26 protein-coding genes are annotated in these 15,073 nt (G+C 69.8%); 5 read left to right on the top strand and 21 right to left on the bottom strand.

From position 1 onward, the window contains the following. Positions 1-4: 4 nt before the first annotated feature. Positions 5-421 (bottom strand): hypothetical protein, encoded by a 417-nt coding sequence (locus tag HYZ11_08695; GenBank protein ID MBI3127665.1) that lies wholly within the window; start codon positions 419-421, stop codon positions 5-7. Positions 422-529: 108 nt separating this feature from the next. Between HYZ11_08695 and HYZ11_08700 the strand changes: the two genes are divergently transcribed. Further along, complete coding sequence (locus HYZ11_08700; protein ID MBI3127666.1) at positions 530-937, top strand: VOC family protein; 408 nt, start codon at positions 530-532, stop codon at positions 935-937. 14 nt (positions 938-951) lie between these two features. Next, a complete protein-coding gene (locus tag HYZ11_08705) occupies positions 952-1,314 on the top strand; it encodes a hypothetical protein (protein MBI3127667.1) in 363 nt (120 codons plus the stop codon). On the opposite strand, the gene HYZ11_08710 is transcribed toward HYZ11_08705, so the two are convergent. Beyond that, complete coding sequence (locus HYZ11_08710) at positions 1,289-2,116, bottom strand: SUMF1/EgtB/PvdO family nonheme iron enzyme (protein MBI3127668.1); 828 nt, start codon at positions 2,114-2,116, stop codon at positions 1,289-1,291. The genes HYZ11_08705 and HYZ11_08710 overlap by 26 nt on opposite strands. Positions 2,117-2,211: 95 nt before the next feature. After that, positions 2,212-3,357: an endonuclease/exonuclease/phosphatase family protein gene (locus HYZ11_08715; GenBank protein MBI3127669.1), complete on the bottom strand. Its 1,146-nt coding sequence runs from the start codon at positions 3,355-3,357 to the stop codon at positions 2,212-2,214. A gap of 62 nt (positions 3,358-3,419) precedes the next feature. Here HYZ11_08715 and HYZ11_08720 point away from each other — a divergent pair, with 62 nt between their 5' ends. Further along, the gene (locus tag HYZ11_08720; protein ID MBI3127670.1) at positions 3,420-3,884 is read left to right on the top strand and encodes a hypothetical protein; all 465 of its coding nucleotides are present in this window, start codon (positions 3,420-3,422) and stop codon (positions 3,882-3,884) included. Here the strand turns inward: HYZ11_08720 and HYZ11_08725 are convergent. Next, positions 3,877-4,131, bottom strand: a complete 255-nt coding sequence (locus tag HYZ11_08725) for a hypothetical protein (GenBank protein ID MBI3127671.1) — start codon at positions 4,129-4,131, stop codon at positions 3,877-3,879. The genes HYZ11_08720 and HYZ11_08725 overlap by 8 nt on opposite strands. Positions 4,132-4,140: 9 nt before the next feature. Then, the gene (locus tag HYZ11_08730; GenBank protein MBI3127672.1) at positions 4,141-4,392 is read right to left on the bottom strand and encodes a hypothetical protein; all 252 of its coding nucleotides are present in this window, start codon (positions 4,390-4,392) and stop codon (positions 4,141-4,143) included. Positions 4,393-4,563: 171 nt separating this feature from the next. Between HYZ11_08730 and HYZ11_08735 the strand changes: the two genes are divergently transcribed. Continuing rightward, on the top strand, positions 4,564-4,941 hold the full coding sequence (locus HYZ11_08735; GenBank protein ID MBI3127673.1) for a carboxymuconolactone decarboxylase family protein: 378 nt from the start codon (positions 4,564-4,566) through the stop codon (positions 4,939-4,941). Positions 4,942-5,249: 308 nt separating this feature from the next. Further along, positions 5,250-5,627 (top strand): carboxymuconolactone decarboxylase family protein, encoded by a 378-nt coding sequence (locus HYZ11_08740; GenBank protein MBI3127674.1) that lies wholly within the window; start codon positions 5,250-5,252, stop codon positions 5,625-5,627. Positions 5,628-5,890: 263 nt separating this feature from the next. Here the strand turns inward: HYZ11_08740 and HYZ11_08745 are convergent, their stop codons facing one another. The 16 genes from HYZ11_08745 to HYZ11_08820 all read right to left on the bottom strand — a co-directional run bounded on the left by HYZ11_08745 (position 5,891) and on the right by HYZ11_08820 (position 15,072). Further along, positions 5,891-6,913: a DHH family phosphoesterase gene (locus tag HYZ11_08745; GenBank protein ID MBI3127675.1), complete on the bottom strand. Its 1,023-nt coding sequence runs from the start codon at positions 6,911-6,913 to the stop codon at positions 5,891-5,893. After that, positions 6,910-8,082 (bottom strand): nicotinate phosphoribosyltransferase, encoded by a 1,173-nt coding sequence (locus tag HYZ11_08750; GenBank protein MBI3127676.1) that lies wholly within the window; start codon positions 8,080-8,082, stop codon positions 6,910-6,912. The genes HYZ11_08745 and HYZ11_08750 overlap by 4 nt, the downstream gene beginning before the upstream one ends. A 26-nt stretch (positions 8,083-8,108) precedes the next feature. Continuing rightward, positions 8,109-8,654 carry an NADH-quinone oxidoreductase subunit I gene (locus HYZ11_08755; GenBank protein ID MBI3127677.1) on the bottom strand — a complete coding sequence of 182 codons (546 nt, stop codon included), beginning with the start codon at positions 8,652-8,654 and terminating at the stop codon, positions 8,109-8,111. A 60-nt stretch (positions 8,655-8,714) separates the two neighbouring features. Beyond that, positions 8,715-9,683 (bottom strand): thioredoxin-disulfide reductase, encoded by a 969-nt coding sequence (gene trxB / locus HYZ11_08760; protein MBI3127678.1) that lies wholly within the window; start codon positions 9,681-9,683, stop codon positions 8,715-8,717. Positions 9,684-9,783: 100 nt separating this feature from the next. Further along, positions 9,784-10,104: an SHOCT domain-containing protein gene (locus HYZ11_08765; protein ID MBI3127679.1), complete on the bottom strand. Its 321-nt coding sequence runs from the start codon at positions 10,102-10,104 to the stop codon at positions 9,784-9,786. 98 nt (positions 10,105-10,202) lie between these two features. Then, complete coding sequence (locus HYZ11_08770; GenBank protein ID MBI3127680.1) at positions 10,203-10,631, bottom strand: heavy metal-responsive transcriptional regulator; 429 nt, start codon at positions 10,629-10,631, stop codon at positions 10,203-10,205. A 158-nt stretch (positions 10,632-10,789) separates the two neighbouring features. Further along, a complete protein-coding gene (locus tag HYZ11_08775; GenBank protein ID MBI3127681.1) occupies positions 10,790-12,136 on the bottom strand; it encodes an NAD(P)/FAD-dependent oxidoreductase in 1,347 nt (448 codons plus the stop codon). 69 nt (positions 12,137-12,205) lie between these two features. Beyond that, complete coding sequence (locus HYZ11_08780; protein MBI3127682.1) at positions 12,206-12,343, bottom strand: hypothetical protein; 138 nt, start codon at positions 12,341-12,343, stop codon at positions 12,206-12,208. Positions 12,344-12,543: 200 nt separating this feature from the next. Then, complete coding sequence (locus tag HYZ11_08785; GenBank protein ID MBI3127683.1) at positions 12,544-12,759, bottom strand: mercury resistance protein; 216 nt, start codon at positions 12,757-12,759, stop codon at positions 12,544-12,546. After that, the gene (locus tag HYZ11_08790) at positions 12,756-12,893 is read right to left on the bottom strand and encodes a hypothetical protein (GenBank protein MBI3127684.1); all 138 of its coding nucleotides are present in this window, start codon (positions 12,891-12,893) and stop codon (positions 12,756-12,758) included. Before HYZ11_08790 ends, HYZ11_08785 begins: the two co-directional genes overlap by 4 nt. Before the next feature lie 51 nt (positions 12,894-12,944). Then, complete coding sequence (locus HYZ11_08795) at positions 12,945-13,379, bottom strand: hypothetical protein (protein MBI3127685.1); 435 nt, start codon at positions 13,377-13,379, stop codon at positions 12,945-12,947. Between the two features lie 21 nt (positions 13,380-13,400). Continuing rightward, on the bottom strand, positions 13,401-13,859 hold the full coding sequence (locus tag HYZ11_08800; GenBank protein ID MBI3127686.1) for a (2Fe-2S)-binding protein: 459 nt from the start codon (positions 13,857-13,859) through the stop codon (positions 13,401-13,403). Further along, entirely contained in the window at positions 13,856-14,104 is a 249-nt protein-coding gene (gene merF / locus HYZ11_08805; protein MBI3127687.1) for a mercury resistance system transport protein MerF, read from the bottom strand. Before merF ends, HYZ11_08800 begins: the two co-directional genes overlap by 4 nt. Beyond that, positions 14,101-14,391 carry a hypothetical protein gene (locus HYZ11_08810; GenBank protein MBI3127688.1) on the bottom strand — a complete coding sequence of 97 codons (291 nt, stop codon included), beginning with the start codon at positions 14,389-14,391 and terminating at the stop codon, positions 14,101-14,103. Before HYZ11_08810 ends, merF begins: the two co-directional genes overlap by 4 nt. Further along, a complete protein-coding gene (locus HYZ11_08815) occupies positions 14,388-14,549 on the bottom strand; it encodes a glutaredoxin family protein (protein MBI3127689.1) in 162 nt (53 codons plus the stop codon). Before HYZ11_08815 ends, HYZ11_08810 begins: the two co-directional genes overlap by 4 nt. Before the next feature lie 196 nt (positions 14,550-14,745). Beyond that, positions 14,746-15,072, bottom strand: a complete 327-nt coding sequence (locus tag HYZ11_08820; protein ID MBI3127690.1) for a YnfA family protein — start codon at positions 15,070-15,072, stop codon at positions 14,746-14,748. Position 15,073: the final 1 nt, after the last annotated feature.

A 15,073-nucleotide genomic window follows, 5' to 3' on the forward strand; every position in this document is an offset into this window, starting at 1 on the left:
CGGCTCAGCCCCCCGTCCGCCGGAGGCCGGGCCGGATCAGGTGGAAGACCCCGGCCGCGAGGGCGGCCAGCACGCCGATGACGGCGACGGCCTCCTGGCCCGCTCCTCCGGCGGAGGCGCGCAAGATTCCGGCGAGGAGGGCGGTCACGATCACTACCGCGAGGAAGAGGGCGAGGGCTCCCGCGAGACGCTTGAAAAAGGCCCAGGCCCCTCCCCCCGGCGGCGCGAAGGGCCTGAAGAGGCCCGGCCTGACCAGGTAGAGGAGACCCGCCGCGGCGGCGGCCAGCACCCCGGCGAGGATGGCGATCTCGCGGGCCTCCTCGCCCACGGCGGCGCGGAAGATGCCGGACACGAAGCCGGTCAGGATGATCATCCCGATGAATACGGCGGTGGCGATAGCGAGGCGCTTGATGAACCCCATGGCTCCCCCCTCCTCCTGTGAGGCGCGTGAAGGGAATCATACCGCAGCCGGCGCGCCTCGCTCCGGCTTTTCCGGCAGGCTCCGGCGGTGAGCGGGGGGGGCCTCCGCGTGCGCGGGGTGCTGGAGACCTGCCTCTACGCGGAGGACCTGGAGGAGGCCGAGCGCTTCTACGCCGAGACGCTGGGGCTCGAGGCCTTCCAGCGGGCCCCGGGGCGGCACGTCTTCTTCCGCTGCGGGGAGAGGGCCGTCCTCCTCCTCTTCAACCCGCGCAAGACGCGCGAGCCGGATCTCAAGCTGGGCGTCCCCTCCCACGGGGCGGAGGGGCCGGGCCACGCGTGCTTCGCCGTCCGCGAGGAGGAGCTGGAGGGCTGGCGGGCGCGCCTGCGGGGGCTCAAGATCGCAATCGAGAAAGAGATCGACTGGCCGGGCGGGGGGCGCTCCATCTACTTCCGGGACCCGGCGGGGAACAGCCTGGAGCTGGCCTCCCCGCGCATCTGGCGGCTGGAGGAGATCTGAGAGGAGGTTCGGGCATGGCGGGCGGAGGGCATCCCGGCGGGCATCCGCACGGGGCGGCGCCGGGGGCGGCATCGGAAGGCGGCGGGCTCCTGGAGCACGAGAAGCGCTTCCTCGCCCGCATCGCCCAGAAGTACGAGAAAGATGAAAAAGCGGGCCAGGCGCGGAGCTACCTCATCGCGGCGGCGGTCATCCTCGCCTTCTTCGCTCTGATTAAGTTCCTGCCCTGGTGGTGGGCGTCCCTCGCCATCGCCCTGGCGGGGGGGCTCTACATGTTCCACCAGTACAAGCGCTTCACCCGCTTCAAGACGCGCATCCTGCTCAAGCTCTGGCGCGAGCGGGAGAAGGGGGCCCCTACGGGCGCCGCCCCGCCAGCCTGACGCCGCCGGGCCGCCGGACCACCCCCGCAGGGGCCGAGCGGGCGCAGCGGAAGCCCACGCCGTGGCTGGCGCTGCGTGGATCGAAGCCCGTGCGGAAGGCGGCCCGCAGGAGCACCTCGCTGTTGAACCAAGCCCCCCCGCGCAGCACGCGCAGGGCGCCCGTCGCGGGGCCCTTCGGATCGCGGAGGGGGGCGGTGCGGTAGTAGCCGCCGTCGTACCAGTCGGCCACCCACTCCATCACGTTCCCCGCCATGTCCTGCGCGCCGTAGGGGCTCGCGCCCCGGGGGTGGCTGCCCACCGCCCACGTGGTGTAGCCCCGGAAGCAGGCGGGAAGCTCCATCCCCATGACGGCATAGTCGCAGTTCGCCGGTTCGTTCCCCCAGGGATAGAGGCGCCCGTCCGTCCCACGGGCGGCCTTTTCCCACTCCGCCTCGGTGGGCAGGCGCTTGCCGGCGCGGGCGCAGTAGTCGCGGGCCTGGAACCAGCTCACTCCCACCACCGGCTGGCTGGGGAGCGTGAAGGTGCCCATGTAGGATTCGAGCGGGGTGAAATGCCGCCCGAAGCGCTGGTTGGTGACCTCGAATTTGTCGATGTAGAAGTCCGCCAGCCAGACCCGGCGCTGGGGCTGCTCGTTGTCGCCGAAGATATAACCCCCCGGCGGGGAGCCCATGATGAATTCCCCCTTGGGGACGAGGACCATGGGGGTGCCGTCCGCGCCGGTGATCTCCGGCGGGAGCGGGGCGGCGAGCGCGGCGGCGGCCCCCGCCAGCCACCCCGCCAGAGCGATCCCCCAGATTCGCATGGCGCCGCCTTTCTCTTTCGGGCGGGGCAGATGCCCCGCCTCTCCGGGATCAACGCCCTCCCGGGTCCGGATGTTCCCCGGCGCCCCCCGGAGGCCTAGAACCTCGGCCTGGCCTTCGGCTCCGGCGGGAGGATCTCCAGCGCGGCCTCGACGGGCCGGTGGTCCGAGACGCCGGGGTCGGGGACGGAGGCGCCGCGGGCGAGCAGGCCCTCGGAGTGGTAGACGTGGTCGACCATGGCCCCGAAGGGCCCGGCGTAGTAGGTGTAGCCGAAGCCCGAGCCGCTCTCCTCGAAGGCGTTCCGCAGGCGCTGGGCGAGGCGCAGGACGTCCAGGCTCTTTGGGGTGGTGTTGAGGGTGCCGGCCAGGATGAAGGGATCCAGCCCGCCCTCGGCGATGAGCCGCAGGTGGATGAGCTGGGCCCGCCGGGCGTACTCGTAGAGCCGCAGGGTGGTGAGCCAGTCCAGCACGCTCCCGAAGGAGAGCCCCACGTCGCGGCTCCAGATGTCCTTCCAGGGCACCCGGGGCGGACACAGGTGGGCGTTCACGAGGCGGAGGAGGCGCTCCCCCGCCAGGGCCCTGGCCACCAGGGCGTCGGCCTCGGCGCAGACGCCGCCGGGCACCGGGCCCGGCGGGAGCGGGATGATCTCAGGCTCGCGCAGCGGGAACCGGCTCAGGATGCCCAGGCCGAAGCGCCGGCCGGTCGAGGCGGGGCCCTCGCGCCAGGCGCCGTGGGGGTAGCGGCCGCGCAGCGCTTCCGCGAGACGGGGCCGGTCGCCGCTCCGCTCGTCCCCGTGGACCTCCTGGAGGAAGAGCACGTCGATGTCCCGGCGCTCCCGCAGGTAGGCGTAGGCGGCCGGGCGGCGGCTCTCGTCGGGGCCCAGGTTCAGCGTCATCACCCGGACCATCTGCCCCGAGAGGGGCGGGAGCGCGCCGCGCGGAAAGAGCATGCTCGCGTGCTGCATGGCGAGCGAGGCCAGCAGCCAGATCGTAGGCACCGAGCGCAGGACGTTCGACACCCCCCGCGCGAGCAGCCCCACCAGGGCGCCGCCCAGGCTGAAGTAGGGCCAGAAGTGGGAGAGGAAGCTGGCCTTCGAGCCGAAGCGCCCGTTGATCCGGAACCACCACAGGCCGGCGTCGATGAGGGCCGCGAGGATGAGGGCCACCAGGGCCAGGAAGGCCACCCAGCCCATGACGCCCCGGGGCGGGAACCACGCGCGGGGGCGGTACACGCGATTGATCATCCGCGCGCCCTCTGGCAGGATGGCGCCTCGATCGCGCCCCCCGGACGACCAGGGAACCGGACATGGCCCAAGGCACCGAGGCACTGACCCAGACCACGTTCATCTGCCCCGCCTGCGGGGAGGCCGAGCTGCCCCTCCCGGAGGGCTGGTCCCCCCGGGAGACGCCCTACGTGCGGCTCGCGGAGCAGCACGGCTGCGAGCAGTGCCAAGCAGCCTCCTTCCTCTTCGGCGACGGCCACACCTCGGGCTTCGGGGGCGTGGTGCGCGACCTCGGGCCGGACGGCCGGCCCCGCGAGCGCTGGGTGCCCCCGCGCGCCGCCGTGGCCTACCACTACATGCGCCAGGGCCGGAAACGGGCCTCCGCCGAGGCGGAGCGCCCCTTCTATCCCCAGCCCCTCTACCGCAACCTCGTCCACGGCCAGAACACGGACGACGTCTTCGTGGCCATGGCCTTCCTGCCCCACGGCGAGACGCTGACGCCCGCGCTGCGCGCCCGGGGGGAGCGGCTCGCCAAGACGCTCAAGTAGGCTGCACCTCCGGGAGGGGAGCCTCCGCCCCGCTCCGCACATACCGGAACCGCACCCGTCCCTCCCAGGAGCGGTGGAGCTCCCGCCCGCAGGCCAGGCACTTGGCGGCGAAGCGTGTCATGAGGCTCCACGAGGGCACCCCCGCCGCCCCGCCCGCCGGCAGGGGCTCCAGGCGCGAGGAGCCGCAGCGCGGGCAGAGGAGGAGCTCCTCCTCGGGGCTCCCCATCTCCTTCGCGTGGATCTCCATCTTTCCGCCTCAGCGGCTCCCGAGGAGCCGGTTGTAGATCCAAGCGCCCAGCCCGAAGAAGACGAGGCCGATCCCGAACCCCCAGAGGGCCCCGATCACCGCGCCCCCCAGGGAGGGGCCCATGCCGGCGTAGATCCCCCCGATGAGCCGCATCCACTCGTTTCCCCAGCCGGTCAGGGCCGAGACCAAGGTGAGGACGAAGAACACCAGGGCGTATACGGCGCCCATGGCGAGCCCGAACCTGGCGGCGTCGAGCTTCATGGCGGCCTCCTCTCCGGCCTGGCGGCCTGGCGGCCCGGCTCCGGAAATCGTTCTTTTTAATATAGCCCCCCTCCCGCCCGGGCCGCCAACCCCCGCGCGGTTGCCTCGGCGGGGGGGAACGTGGTCCCATCCCCGGACATCCATCCATCCTTTTCCGAGGAGAGGGCGCGCATGGCGGACGACACGCTCTACCAGAGAGGGCTCGCCAACCGGGCGAGGGTGTTCGGGACCGAGGGGGAGGAGCGCCGCAAGACCTTCGAGCAGGCGAGCCCCGACTTCGCCCGCTTCGTCACCGAGGACATCTACGGCGGCCTCTACGAGCGCAAGGGCATCGACGACAAGACGCGCGAGGCGGTCATCCTGGGCATCCTCATCGCCCGCGGGATGACCAAGGAGATCGAGTACCACGTGGACGCGGCCCTGAACGTGGGGATGACCCGGAAGGACATCGAGGAGATCATCATGGTCTGCGCCTACTACGCGGGCGGCCCCCACGCCGTCGCGGCCGTCCACGCCTCGCTCAACGTGTTCAAGAAAAGGGGGATTTGAGGGGGGCCAGATGACGCATGCGATGCCGTAGGGGCGAACCTCGTGTTCGCCCCGTTTAGGGAGACGGCCAGGGGGAGAATGCAAGATTCGCCCCTGCAGATATTGGCGTCCGCGTCTGTAGGCGCGGGCCATCCACCGCGATTTCTCCCCGGCCGGCCTGCGGTTCCCTTTCGTAGGGGCGGTTCGCGAACCGCCCCTACAGGTCGCGAGCCTGGCCCTTCGGTCGAACGCCCCTGCAAGGGTCCCGCCCTCTCGCTGGGGGAGCCCGTTTAAATCCGCCGTTCCCTCAACACCTGAAGGAGACCTCCATGCCGGACGAGACGCGCTACCGGAAGGGCCTCGCCAACCGGGCCAAGGTGTTCGGCGGGGAGGGCGAGGCGCGGCGGAGGGCCTTCGAGGAGGCCAGCCCGGACTTCGCCCGCTTCGTCACCGAGGAGATCTACGGCGGCCTCTACGAGCGCCCGGGCATCGACGACAAGACGCGCGAGGCGGTGATCCTCGGCATCCTGTGCGCCCGGGGGATGGGCCGCGAGTTCAACCACCACGTCCACGCCGCCATGAACCTGGGGATGACGAAGCGGGAGATCCAGGAGATCGTCATGGTGTGCGCCTACTACGCGGGGGCCCCTCACGCCGTGGCCGCCACCCACGCCTCGCTCGAGGCGTTCCGGGAGCGGGGGGTGTGAAGAGAGCGTTTCCCTGCCTACCCGTAGGGGCGACCGGCCGGCCGCCCCTACACAAACGAACCCTCTGTCAGCCGATTTTTTATGTAGGGGCGAACCTCGTGTTCGCCCAATCCACAGGTGCCATAAGGGGCGAATACAACATTTGCCCCTACGGAAAGACGCGCCCGCCGGCGGCCGACGCTTCAGGGGCGTTCAATTGAACGCCCCTGTGTGATTTGCGGGGAAAATCCCGAAGAAAAGATCACCGAAAAGCGAGGCCCTTCCTATTTCCCGTCCGGCCCCAGGGTCTTGCGGATCTGCCCGGCGAGGGCGTCCACCACCAGGCGGGAGACCTCCTCGAGGGTGCCGCGTTTGCGGGCGCCCGCGGCGAAGGCGTGCCCGCCGCCGCCGAACTGGGTGGCGACGCCGTGCACCTCGACCCGGCCCTTCGAGCGCAGGCTGATGCGCACCCGGCCCCCCTCGATCTCGGACATGAACGCGACCACCTCGACCGACTGGATGCCCCGGGGGAGGGAGATGTATTCGTCCGTCTCGTCCCGCCGCACGCCGTAGCGGTCCAACTCCTCCTGGCCCAGGGTGAACCAGGCGAGCCGCCCGCCGCACTCGAGCTTCATGCGGCCCATGAGGAGCCCCATGAGGCGCACCGAGCCCGCCCCGTGCGACTCCCAGAAGATGGAGTAGGCCTCGCCCGGATTGGCCCCAAGCTCCACCAGCCGGGCGCCCCAGCGCATGGTCTTGGCGGAGGTGTTCGTGTAGCGGAACTGGCCGGTGTCGTACACGAGGGCGGCGTGGAGGCAGCGCACGATGAGCGGGTCCCCGAAGGCGTAGCCCTCCTCGTCGAGGAAGTCGGCGACCATCTCCCCCACGGCGGCCGCATGGGTGTCGATGGCGGAGGGGCAGTCGAAGTTGTCGGGCTCGGCGATGTGGTGGTCGATGACGGCGACGGGCAGGCCGCTCTCCCGCACGGGGCCATCGAGCTTGCCGAGGCGGCTGGGCTTGCCCGTGTCGAGAACGAGGATGCCGTCGAAGCGCGAGGGCCAGTCCTGGACGGCGAGCAGCTCCTCGCGGGAGCGGACCAGGCCCTCGGGGTCGTAGGAGGCGGTGAAGCCGGGGACGGGGCCCTCCGTCACGGCGGTGGCCTCCTTGCCGAGCGAGCGCAGGTAGCGGCTCAGGGCGATGCAGGAGAGGAGGCCGTCCCCGTCCGGGCCGACGTGGGTGAGGAGGAGGAAGCGGCGGCGCGCGGCGATGAACGCGCGCACGCCCTCGAAGCGGCCCCCGGCGCTCATTCCGAGGCGTCCAGGCGCACGCGGTGGAGCTGGCCGAGGACGCGCTCGCGGATCTCCCGGGCCGGGGGGGCGGGCGCCAGGGCCTCGCCCGCCCGCATGACGGGGGCGAGGAGCTGGTCCATGGGCCCTCCGCAGGCCTCGCAGTCGCCGTAGGGGCGGTCCATGGGGATGACGCGCTCGGCGCCGCAGGCCCGGCACCGCAGTAAGTGCTTGGCCCCCGAGAGCTTGCCGCGCTTGGCCACGGCCTCGCCCTCGATCTCGACGATGTCCATGGAGAAGTCGACGGTGGAGGCGGAGCTGATGGCGGTCCCCACGCCGTAGCCCCCGTCCACGGCCGGGTTGAGCTCGAGGATCTTCCGCTCGTCGAGCCCCCCGCTCACGAAGAGCTTGACGTGGCGGTGGCCGGCGCGGTCGAGCTCCCAGCGCACCTCCCGGAGGAGCTGTACCATGTCGCCCCGGCGGGAACCCGGGGTGTCGAGCCGGACGGCGGAGAGGCGGTCGGCCAGGGCCTTGGCGGCGGCCAGTGCCTCGAACTTCTCGTCCCCGAAGGTGTCCACCAGCGCCACGCGGGGGACCTCGGGCCCGATCACCTCGTCGAACGCCTTGAGGGCGGGGACGAGCCCCCCCATCACGATGACGAGGGCGTGGGGCATGGTGCCGATGGGGGGGAGGCCCAGCAGCTCGGCGCCCTTCACCAGGGCCACGCCGTCGCAGCCGCCGAGGTAGGCGGCGCGCTCGATCATGGGGGCGACGGCGGGATGCATCCGCCGGGCGCCGAAGCTCACGAGCTGGCGGCCCCCCGCGGCGATGCGGCAGCGGGCGGCGCGGGTGGCCACCCCGCTCGCCTGGCACATCAGGCCCAGCACGGGGGTCTCGAGCAGGGCGAAGTCGTTGTAGACGCCCTCGATCTCGAGGACGGGCTGAAAGGGCCGGAAGAGCGTCCCCTCGGGGACGGCCCGCACGTCCACCGGGAAGCCCTTGAGGAGGGAGAGGATCTCCGTCAGGCCGACGAACACCCCCCAGCCGGAGGGCAGGCTCTTGGCCATGAACTCCGCCCGCACGCGCTTGCGGATCCCCTTGGCCTCGAGGATGCGGCGGGTGCGGTCGAAGTAGACGTCCGTCACCTTGCCCGACCGGATTTCATCGTAGCCGGAGATGAACAGGTCCAATGGAGGGCGTCCGGGCTAGGGTGGGGCTACTCCGCTGCGGCGGCGGGCTCGGCCTTGGGGCGCCTCGCCGTCTCGGCGTTGCGCAGGCCGAAGAGCTTCCCCCAGGGCCGGGGGCCGCGGTAGTTCACTTCCTTCTCCCACACGTCGTAGAGGCGATCCTTCTCGTACACCAGGTCGTCGCGGTAGAAGCCCGGCGTCTCGTACTGGTGGGTGTGGACGATGGACTTGGGGGTGGTGGGGCAGGCCTCGCTGCACAGGCCGCAGTACATGCAGCGCATGTAGTCGATGTAGAACTCCTTGGCGTACATCTCGCGGCCCTTGCCCGCCGTCACGATGGTGATGCAGTCGACCGGGCAGGCCTTCTCGCAGTTCAGGCAGCCGATGCAGTTCTCCTCGCCCGTCTTGAAATCGCGGGTGAGGCCCAGGAAGCCCCGGAAGCGCTCGGGCGCCTCCCAGCGCTCCGTGGGGTACTGGAGCGTGACCGGCTTCTTGAACATGTGCTTGAAGGTGAGGCTCATCCCCTGGGCGATGTCCCAGAGGAAGAACCGCTTGAGCGCCCGTGAAATCTCCATCCCTCTCTCCCGCCCGGCGCCCCCGCGGGGCCGGGCCTCCTGAATCCGCTGGCGGAGCGCCTACAAGGCCGCGGCGGGGGCTTTCGCCCGGAGCTTCTTCCCCTCCGCCTGGGCCTCGAGGTATTTCTCGGCCGCGACGGCGGCGGTGGTGGCGTCCCCGACCGCGTTGGTGATCTGGCGGATGAGCTGGCTGCGGCAGTCCCCCGCCACGAACAGGCCGGGGATGTTCGTCGCCATGTTCTGGTCGGTGATGATGAAGCCGGCCTCGTCCTTCTTCACCGGCTCCTTGATGAGGCCGGTGTTCGGCACGAAGCCGACGAAGACGAAAAGGCCCTGGGCCTCGATCTCCCGCACCTCGCCCGTCTTCACGTTGCGGACGCGGAGCTTCTTCATCTCCTTCTCGTCCCCGATGACCTCCTCGGGCACGGTGTCGAGGATGATCTCGGCCTTGGGGTTCTCCTTCAGCCGGTCCACCGCGACGGCGTGCGCCCGGAACTGGTCGCGCCGGTGGATGAGGTAGACCTTCGTGCCGTACTTGGTGAGGAACATCCCCTCCTCGACGGCGCTGTTGCCGCCCCCGACGACGGTGATGACCTCGTCCTGGAAGAAGGCCCCGTCGCAGAGCGCGCAGTAGCTCACGCCCTTGCCGGCGTACTTCTGCTCGCCCGGGATGCCGAGCTTCCGGGGGGTGCCGCCCGGGGTGTAGATGACGGCGCCGCAGCGGCGCTCGCCCTCGGTGGTCCGGACGACGAAGTCGTCGCCGTCCCTGCGGATCTCGGTGACCTCCTCCAGCTCGATCTTGAGGCCGAACTTCTGGGCGTGCTCGGCGAACTTGGCCGCCAGCTCCTGGCCCCCAATGAGCTCGAAGCCCGGGTAGTCCTCCACGAACTCGGTGTTGAGGATCTCGCCCCCGGGGGCGAGCTTCTCGTAGCAGACGACGTTCAGCTTCGAGCGCGAGGCGTAGAGGCCCGCCGTCAGGCCCGCCGGCCCCCCGCCCACGATGATGATGTCATAATCACGGTCCGCCAAGCGACGCTCCTTTGAGGTGCCCCGGGCGCGGAATCGCCCGGAAACGGAAGGGAAATCTTAGCATCCGCCCCTTCTCCTGCCAACCCGGGGGCGGGGGCGGTCAATTCCGCAGGTCGCGGAGCTTCGCCTCGTACTCCTCCTTCTGGATCTCGCCCCGCGCGTAGCGCTTCTTGAGGATGTCCTCGGCGGCCTCCCCCGTGGGGCGGCCCGGGGCGGCGGCGAGCAGCCAGCGCGCCGCCGCGATGGCGAGGACGAGGATCGCCACCCAGAAGAGGATCATGATGATCCCCATCCCCGTCCCCATCATCCCCCACCCCCACATGTGCCAGGGGCCATAGCCGCCCCAGTCCCCCCCGGGCTGGGCGGCGGCGGGAGCGGCGGAGGCAAAGAACGCGAACGAAGCCCCGGCGATGGCGCGCATGGCGGCCTCCTTCATCGGGCTTATACCGAAAAGGCGCGGGACCGCGGGAAGGCAGTCGCGGGAGGGCTCCGTCATCCTAGCAGGGCCCGGGCGGGCCCTCAAACCGCTCCTTCGAACGCCGCGAGGACCGGGCACAGGGAGGCGGGGGCATCCTTCCGGCAGGCGTCGGCCAGGGCCCGCAGCTCGCGGCGGACGCGCTGGAGGGCGCGGATTTTTTCGTCGATCTCGGCCACCTTGCGCTCGGCCCGGCCCAGGACGTCCCCGCAGCGCGCGCGGTCCCTCAAACGGAGCTCCAGGAGGCCGCGAATCTCCTCCAGCGAGAAGCCGAGGGCCTGGGCCCGCTTGATGGCGCTCAGCCTCCCCACGGCCTCGGGAGGATACACCCGGAAGGCGCCGCGCCGCTCCCCCGGACGCTCGATGAGGCCCCTGCGCTCGTAGTAGCGCACGGTCTCCACGTGAACCCCGGCGCACCGGGCCAGGGCGCCGATGGTGAGGGGGCGCTTGGAAGAAGTCTGGGCGCGCGGCATGGGAGGCTCCTTACCGGGACGGCGGCGCGGGCGAGGATGAGGCCCGGACCCCATATATCCAACTGCCCGATGAAGATTACACCCATGAGCATGAAAATCATCCCGCCGGGAGCGTTCTCCCCAGGTCGATTCCCGCCAGCGGAAGAACTCGAACCCAATCAGAGCATATAAGCGATATCCGATGTCGCCGTCGGGTAAGCGAAAATCATGTCCTTCAGGATTCGAGAGGTCAGGCCGTTTCGAATGGCCAGAGCGAAGAGGTTGATGGTTTCCTCGGCGCCTGGTCCCAGGAGATGCGCCCCCAGAATCCGCTCGGTGCCTTCTTCTATCAAAATCTTGTACCCGGCGCAGTCTTCTCCGATTCGGCGGGACGTATACCAGCCCGAGGAATCCCCCCGGCTGACGCGGAACTTGAGGCCCCTGCGGTTCGCTTCACCTTCCTGCAACCCCACGCCGGCGAGGGGCGGGATGGTGAAGACCACGCTCGGCACCCCCCGGTGATTGGGCTTGTGCTTGTTTCCCTCCAGCAAATTACGGGCGACGATGGTTCCCTCATGGGCCGCCACCGGGGTCAGCGGGGGGCCGCTCTCCGCCGCGTCGCCCGCCGCGTACACGGCCGGATTCGAGACGCTCTGGAGGTAGTCGTTCACTTTGACGCCGCGCTCATGCTCCACGTGGGCTGCGCCGAGATTCAGATCGTCAATCTCGGGGACCCTCCCGGCGGCATGCACCACCAAGTCCGCCCCGAAATCCTTGGTTGATCCATTCGTTTTGGCAGTTGCCAGAAAAGCGCTTCCCTGCTTTTCAATCCGAGAGACTTCGGTCTCCAGGTGCACCACGATTCCTAGGCGCCGGGATTTTTCCAGAAGCTGCCCGGTCAGATCCGGATCAAAACCGCCCAGCACCCTTTTCCCTCGGTGGAGAACCGTCACTTGGCTTCCGGCGCGGCTTGCGACATGGGCAAATTCGAACGCGATGTAGCCTCCCCCGACCAGCAGCATGCGCCGGGGCAGTTCTTCCAGATCCAGGAATTGTTCGCTCGTCGTCAGGTGCTCTTCGCCGGGGATGCCGAGGGTGGCCGGCCGCGCCCCCGTCGCGATGACGACATGCCGTGCCTCAAGGGCTTCGTTTTCCACCTGGAGCGATTGCTTTCCAGTGAAACGGGCGCGTCCGTGGTAGGTCTCGATGCCTTTGTCGTTGTAGTTTTTTTCCATCTTTCCCGGCATCGGTTCTGTGAAGGAGCGCTTGAACCGGATGAGGTCCTGCCAATGGATGCCGATCCTTTCCGCCGTGAAACCTTTGCCGTGGAGCCGCCGGGCATGGTCCGCTGCCTCGGCCGCTCCCACCAGGACCTTCTTGGGGTCGCATCCCCGCAAGGCGCACGTTCCGCCGAAGGGCCGCGAATCGACCACCGCGACGCTCCAGCCGGCGGAGCGGCACATCGCCGCCGCAGAGGAGGCGGCGCTGCCGGTGCCGATGACAACCAGGTCATAGTTCTTGGCCATTTTGCCCTCCCCCCGGCCATCACAGGCCTTTCGGGTATATGAATTCCCGGATGACCCAAGAGGCGGCCTTCATTTCTCCTCGTCCAGCGGGGAAGCTTGGAAGCCGTATCGCTCGAGCGCCTTCTTCATGCCGGCGAAGCTGGCCTTCTTGGGATCGTAGAGCACATCAGCCCGTTTCTTGGCAAAGCTCACTCCTTCCACCTTCACCCCCGGGAGCCCCTCCAGGGCCCCTGCGACCACCTGGGGTCAGGTGAAGGGTCAGGTCATCCCGTCCACGCGCAGTGCCAGCCGCTCCATCCGGGTCTGCGCGGGGGAAGACGCCCCCATCGCCGCCGGCGCACCGGGCCAGGGCGCCGATGGTGAGGGGGCGCTTGGAAGAAGTCTGGGCGCGCGGCATGGGAGGCTCCTTACCGGGACGGCGGCGCGGGCGACCGGGAGAGCAGGTTCCACGCGCCCAGCGCCCCGAGGAAGACTACACCCATCAGGGCGAAAGTCACGCCCGGGCTCCCCGAAACCGCCGCGCCCAGCGCGGTCCCGCCCAGCAGGACAAGATAGATGGGCAGGTGGCACGGGCAGGTCAGGAAGGCTACTCCAAGCATGATCTTGCCAAGCACCGTCCTCATTTGCCCTCATCCAGCCGGGATGCGGTAAAACCATACTTCTCCAGGGCCTTCTTCATCTCGGCAAAGCCAACTTTGCTGGGATCGTAGAGAAGGTCGGCGCGCTTCCGGGCGAAGCTCACTTCTTCCACCTTCACCCCGGGGAGCCCCTCCAGGGCCCCCGCGACCAGCTTCGGTCAGGTGAAGGGTCAGGTCATGCCTTCCACGCGAAGCGCGAGGCGCTCCATCCGGGTCCGCGCGGGAGAAGACGCCGCCACTCGCGCCGGGGGCTCGCCGCCTGGGGCGGTGTTGTTCACGTCCACCCCGAGATACGCCCCCGCCGGGGTGTAGGTGATCGCGAAGAAGAACGCCACGGCCGCGGTGTTCGCCCACAGCAGCCACTTGCGCGCTTTTCCACCTCCGATCTCGCAGAGCCCCAGTTCGCAGGCCATCACGTCGCGCCGGTAGGCGTACCAGGCGTACCCAAGAGCCACCACGGCCAGCGCCATGAGGTAGGTCTTGTAGCGGACGAGGAACACCGTCAGGACGCTCCCGCCGAGCCCCACGGCGATCAGCACCAAGGGCAAAACGCAGCACGAGGCCCCGAGCGTCCCCGCGAGGAAGCCCTTGTTCGGCTTGTTCATGGGCGGACCCTCACCGGCGGCTCAGCCCCTTCGCTTCACCCAGTAGGCCACATTCCCGAGGCAGCAGGCCCCTTGAGGATTCTTCACGTCGCATTGACACTGGCCCTCCTTCACCTTCTCCCATATGGCGGCGGGGATGCGGGGAGGGGAGTGGAGCGCCGCGTCGTCCATGATGGCCCGCGCCGTGTGGCCGAAGCAGTAGCAGACCGGGATATCGCTCGCGTCCTCCTTCTGCCACACGGGGACGGCGAGCTTGTCCTTGGCGATCTCATGGCCTTTCCGATCGAAGTAGACCGTCACGCAATCCCGCTGCACGCAAAAATACACCGGCCCATCGGGCGAGAGCGCTCCCCGGCCCTCCTCCCTCACGAGGCTGGCCAATGTCACTCGGGGGTTGGGCACCTTCCGGGTTCCCAGGCACTCGATGCCCTCCTTCCGGCAGGAGGGGCAAACAGGGCCGGATGGCTTGCCCTCCGTCATCGCTCAGCCTCCGACGGCCCGCGCGGGGCGTCCTCCCGCGCGCGCTCCCTCCTCATGCGCCGGTAGCCGTGGGCCGCGAGCGCAAGAAAGAGGACGAGCAGGGGCAGCAGCACATAGTCGGCCCAGCCGAGCCAGGCCGCGAGCCCCACGGCGGGAAGCAAGATCGCGAGGACGGGCGTGAAGCAGCAGATGGCCGCGAGGACGCTGCCCGCCGCGCCGCATTTCAACTGGGACCTGCAATTCATCCCGCCTCCTCCAGCGAGAACGCGCCGAACTCCCGGGCCAGGCGGAAGGTTCTCCCGTCGTGCTCCACGGTGGAGCCCTCGGGGGTCTCGTCGTCCACCGGGATGGGCTCCCCGCAGGCCGGGCAGCGGATCAGGTGGACGAGCTTGAGGATCTCCCTTCCGCCCTCGGCGCAGAGGCGGAACTTCACCCCCGCGCAGTTCTCGCACTCGATCAGGTCGCCCGGGCGGGCCCCCGGGGGGACGAGGATCTCCTGGCCGCAGCCCGGGCAGGGCAGGCGGCGCGTCACTTGCCCAGCCCCAGGAGGGCCTCCAGGCGCCCCCGGTCGAAGCCCACCACCATCTCATCCCCCACCAGGATGACGGGGCTGGCCCGGCGCCCCGTGCGTTCCTCGATCTCCCGCATTGCCCCGGGATCCTGGTCCACCAGCTTTTCTTCAAAGGCCACGCCATGATGTGAAAGAAACTCTTTCACCGCCTTGCAGGGGATTCAGGTGCTGGACGAATAGACGGTCACTTCGCGCGCCACGGGGCCGCTCTCCAGTGCGTGAGGGGGGCGCCCCATGCGCCCCTTCAGGAAAGCAGCCTACACTCCGTACCTAAGTACGGGGTCAAGGCCCTTATTCCCGGCCGGGAGAGGCCCCCTACCGGGGCGCGTACATGACGACGGCCACCCCGGCGAGGCAGAGGAGGCCGCCCAGGAGATCGAAGCGGTCGGGGCGGGTCCCGTCCAGCGCCCAGCCCCAGGCCAAGGAGAGGACGACGAACCAGCCCCCGTAGGCCGCGTACACCCGGCCGAAGTGCGCCGGCTGGTAGGTGGGCACGACGCCGTAGAGGAAGAGGGCGAGCGCCCCGGCCGCCCCCACCGCCGCGCTCCGCCCGTTCCGCCACCACTGCCAGACGAGCCAGCCCCCGCCGATCTCGCACAGCCCCGCCGCCAGGAAGAGGAGGATGGACTTCGCCACAGGGATC

The sequence above is a fragment of the Candidatus Tectomicrobia bacterium genome, assembly GCA_016192135.1.
Taxonomy (GTDB): Bacteria; UBA8248; UBA8248; order UBA8248; family UBA8248; genus 2-12-FULL-69-37.

Excerpts from the sequence above, each read along its gene's own strand:
- HYZ11_08695 (MBI3127665.1), bottom strand. The coding sequence starts at position 421 with ATGGGGTTCATCAAGCGCCTCGCTATCGCCACCGCCGTATTCATCGGG.
- HYZ11_08705 (MBI3127667.1), top strand. The coding sequence starts at position 952 with ATGGCGGGCGGAGGGCATCCCGGCGGGCATCCGCACGGGGCGGCGCCG.
- HYZ11_08710 (MBI3127668.1), bottom strand. The coding sequence starts at position 2,116 with ATGCGAATCTGGGGGATCGCTCTGGCGGGGTGGCTGGCGGGGGCCGCC.
- HYZ11_08715 (MBI3127669.1), bottom strand. The coding sequence starts at position 3,357 with ATGATCAATCGCGTGTACCGCCCCCGCGCGTGGTTCCCGCCCCGGGGC.
- HYZ11_08720 (MBI3127670.1), top strand. The coding sequence starts at position 3,420 with ATGGCCCAAGGCACCGAGGCACTGACCCAGACCACGTTCATCTGCCCC.
- HYZ11_08725 (MBI3127671.1), bottom strand. The coding sequence starts at position 4,131 with ATGGAGATCCACGCGAAGGAGATGGGGAGCCCCGAGGAGGAGCTCCTC.
- HYZ11_08730 (MBI3127672.1), bottom strand. The coding sequence starts at position 4,392 with ATGAAGCTCGACGCCGCCAGGTTCGGGCTCGCCATGGGCGCCGTATAC.
- HYZ11_08735 (MBI3127673.1), top strand. The coding sequence starts at position 4,564 with ATGGCGGACGACACGCTCTACCAGAGAGGGCTCGCCAACCGGGCGAGG.
- HYZ11_08740 (MBI3127674.1), top strand. The coding sequence starts at position 5,250 with ATGCCGGACGAGACGCGCTACCGGAAGGGCCTCGCCAACCGGGCCAAG.
- HYZ11_08745 (MBI3127675.1), bottom strand. The coding sequence starts at position 6,913 with ATGAGCGCCGGGGGCCGCTTCGAGGGCGTGCGCGCGTTCATCGCCGCG.
- HYZ11_08755 (MBI3127677.1), bottom strand. The coding sequence starts at position 8,654 with ATGGAGATTTCACGGGCGCTCAAGCGGTTCTTCCTCTGGGACATCGCC.
- HYZ11_08765 (MBI3127679.1), bottom strand. The coding sequence starts at position 10,104 with ATGCGCGCCATCGCCGGGGCTTCGTTCGCGTTCTTTGCCTCCGCCGCT.
- HYZ11_08770 (MBI3127680.1), bottom strand. The coding sequence starts at position 10,631 with ATGCCGCGCGCCCAGACTTCTTCCAAGCGCCCCCTCACCATCGGCGCC.
- HYZ11_08775 (MBI3127681.1), bottom strand. The coding sequence starts at position 12,136 with ATGGCCAAGAACTATGACCTGGTTGTCATCGGCACCGGCAGCGCCGCC.
- HYZ11_08785 (MBI3127683.1), bottom strand. The coding sequence starts at position 12,759 with ATGAGGACGGTGCTTGGCAAGATCATGCTTGGAGTAGCCTTCCTGACC.
- HYZ11_08795 (MBI3127685.1), bottom strand. The coding sequence starts at position 13,379 with ATGAACAAGCCGAACAAGGGCTTCCTCGCGGGGACGCTCGGGGCCTCG.
- HYZ11_08800 (MBI3127686.1), bottom strand. The coding sequence starts at position 13,859 with ATGACGGAGGGCAAGCCATCCGGCCCTGTTTGCCCCTCCTGCCGGAAG.
- merF (MBI3127687.1), bottom strand. The coding sequence starts at position 14,104 with ATGAATTGCAGGTCCCAGTTGAAATGCGGCGCGGCGGGCAGCGTCCTC.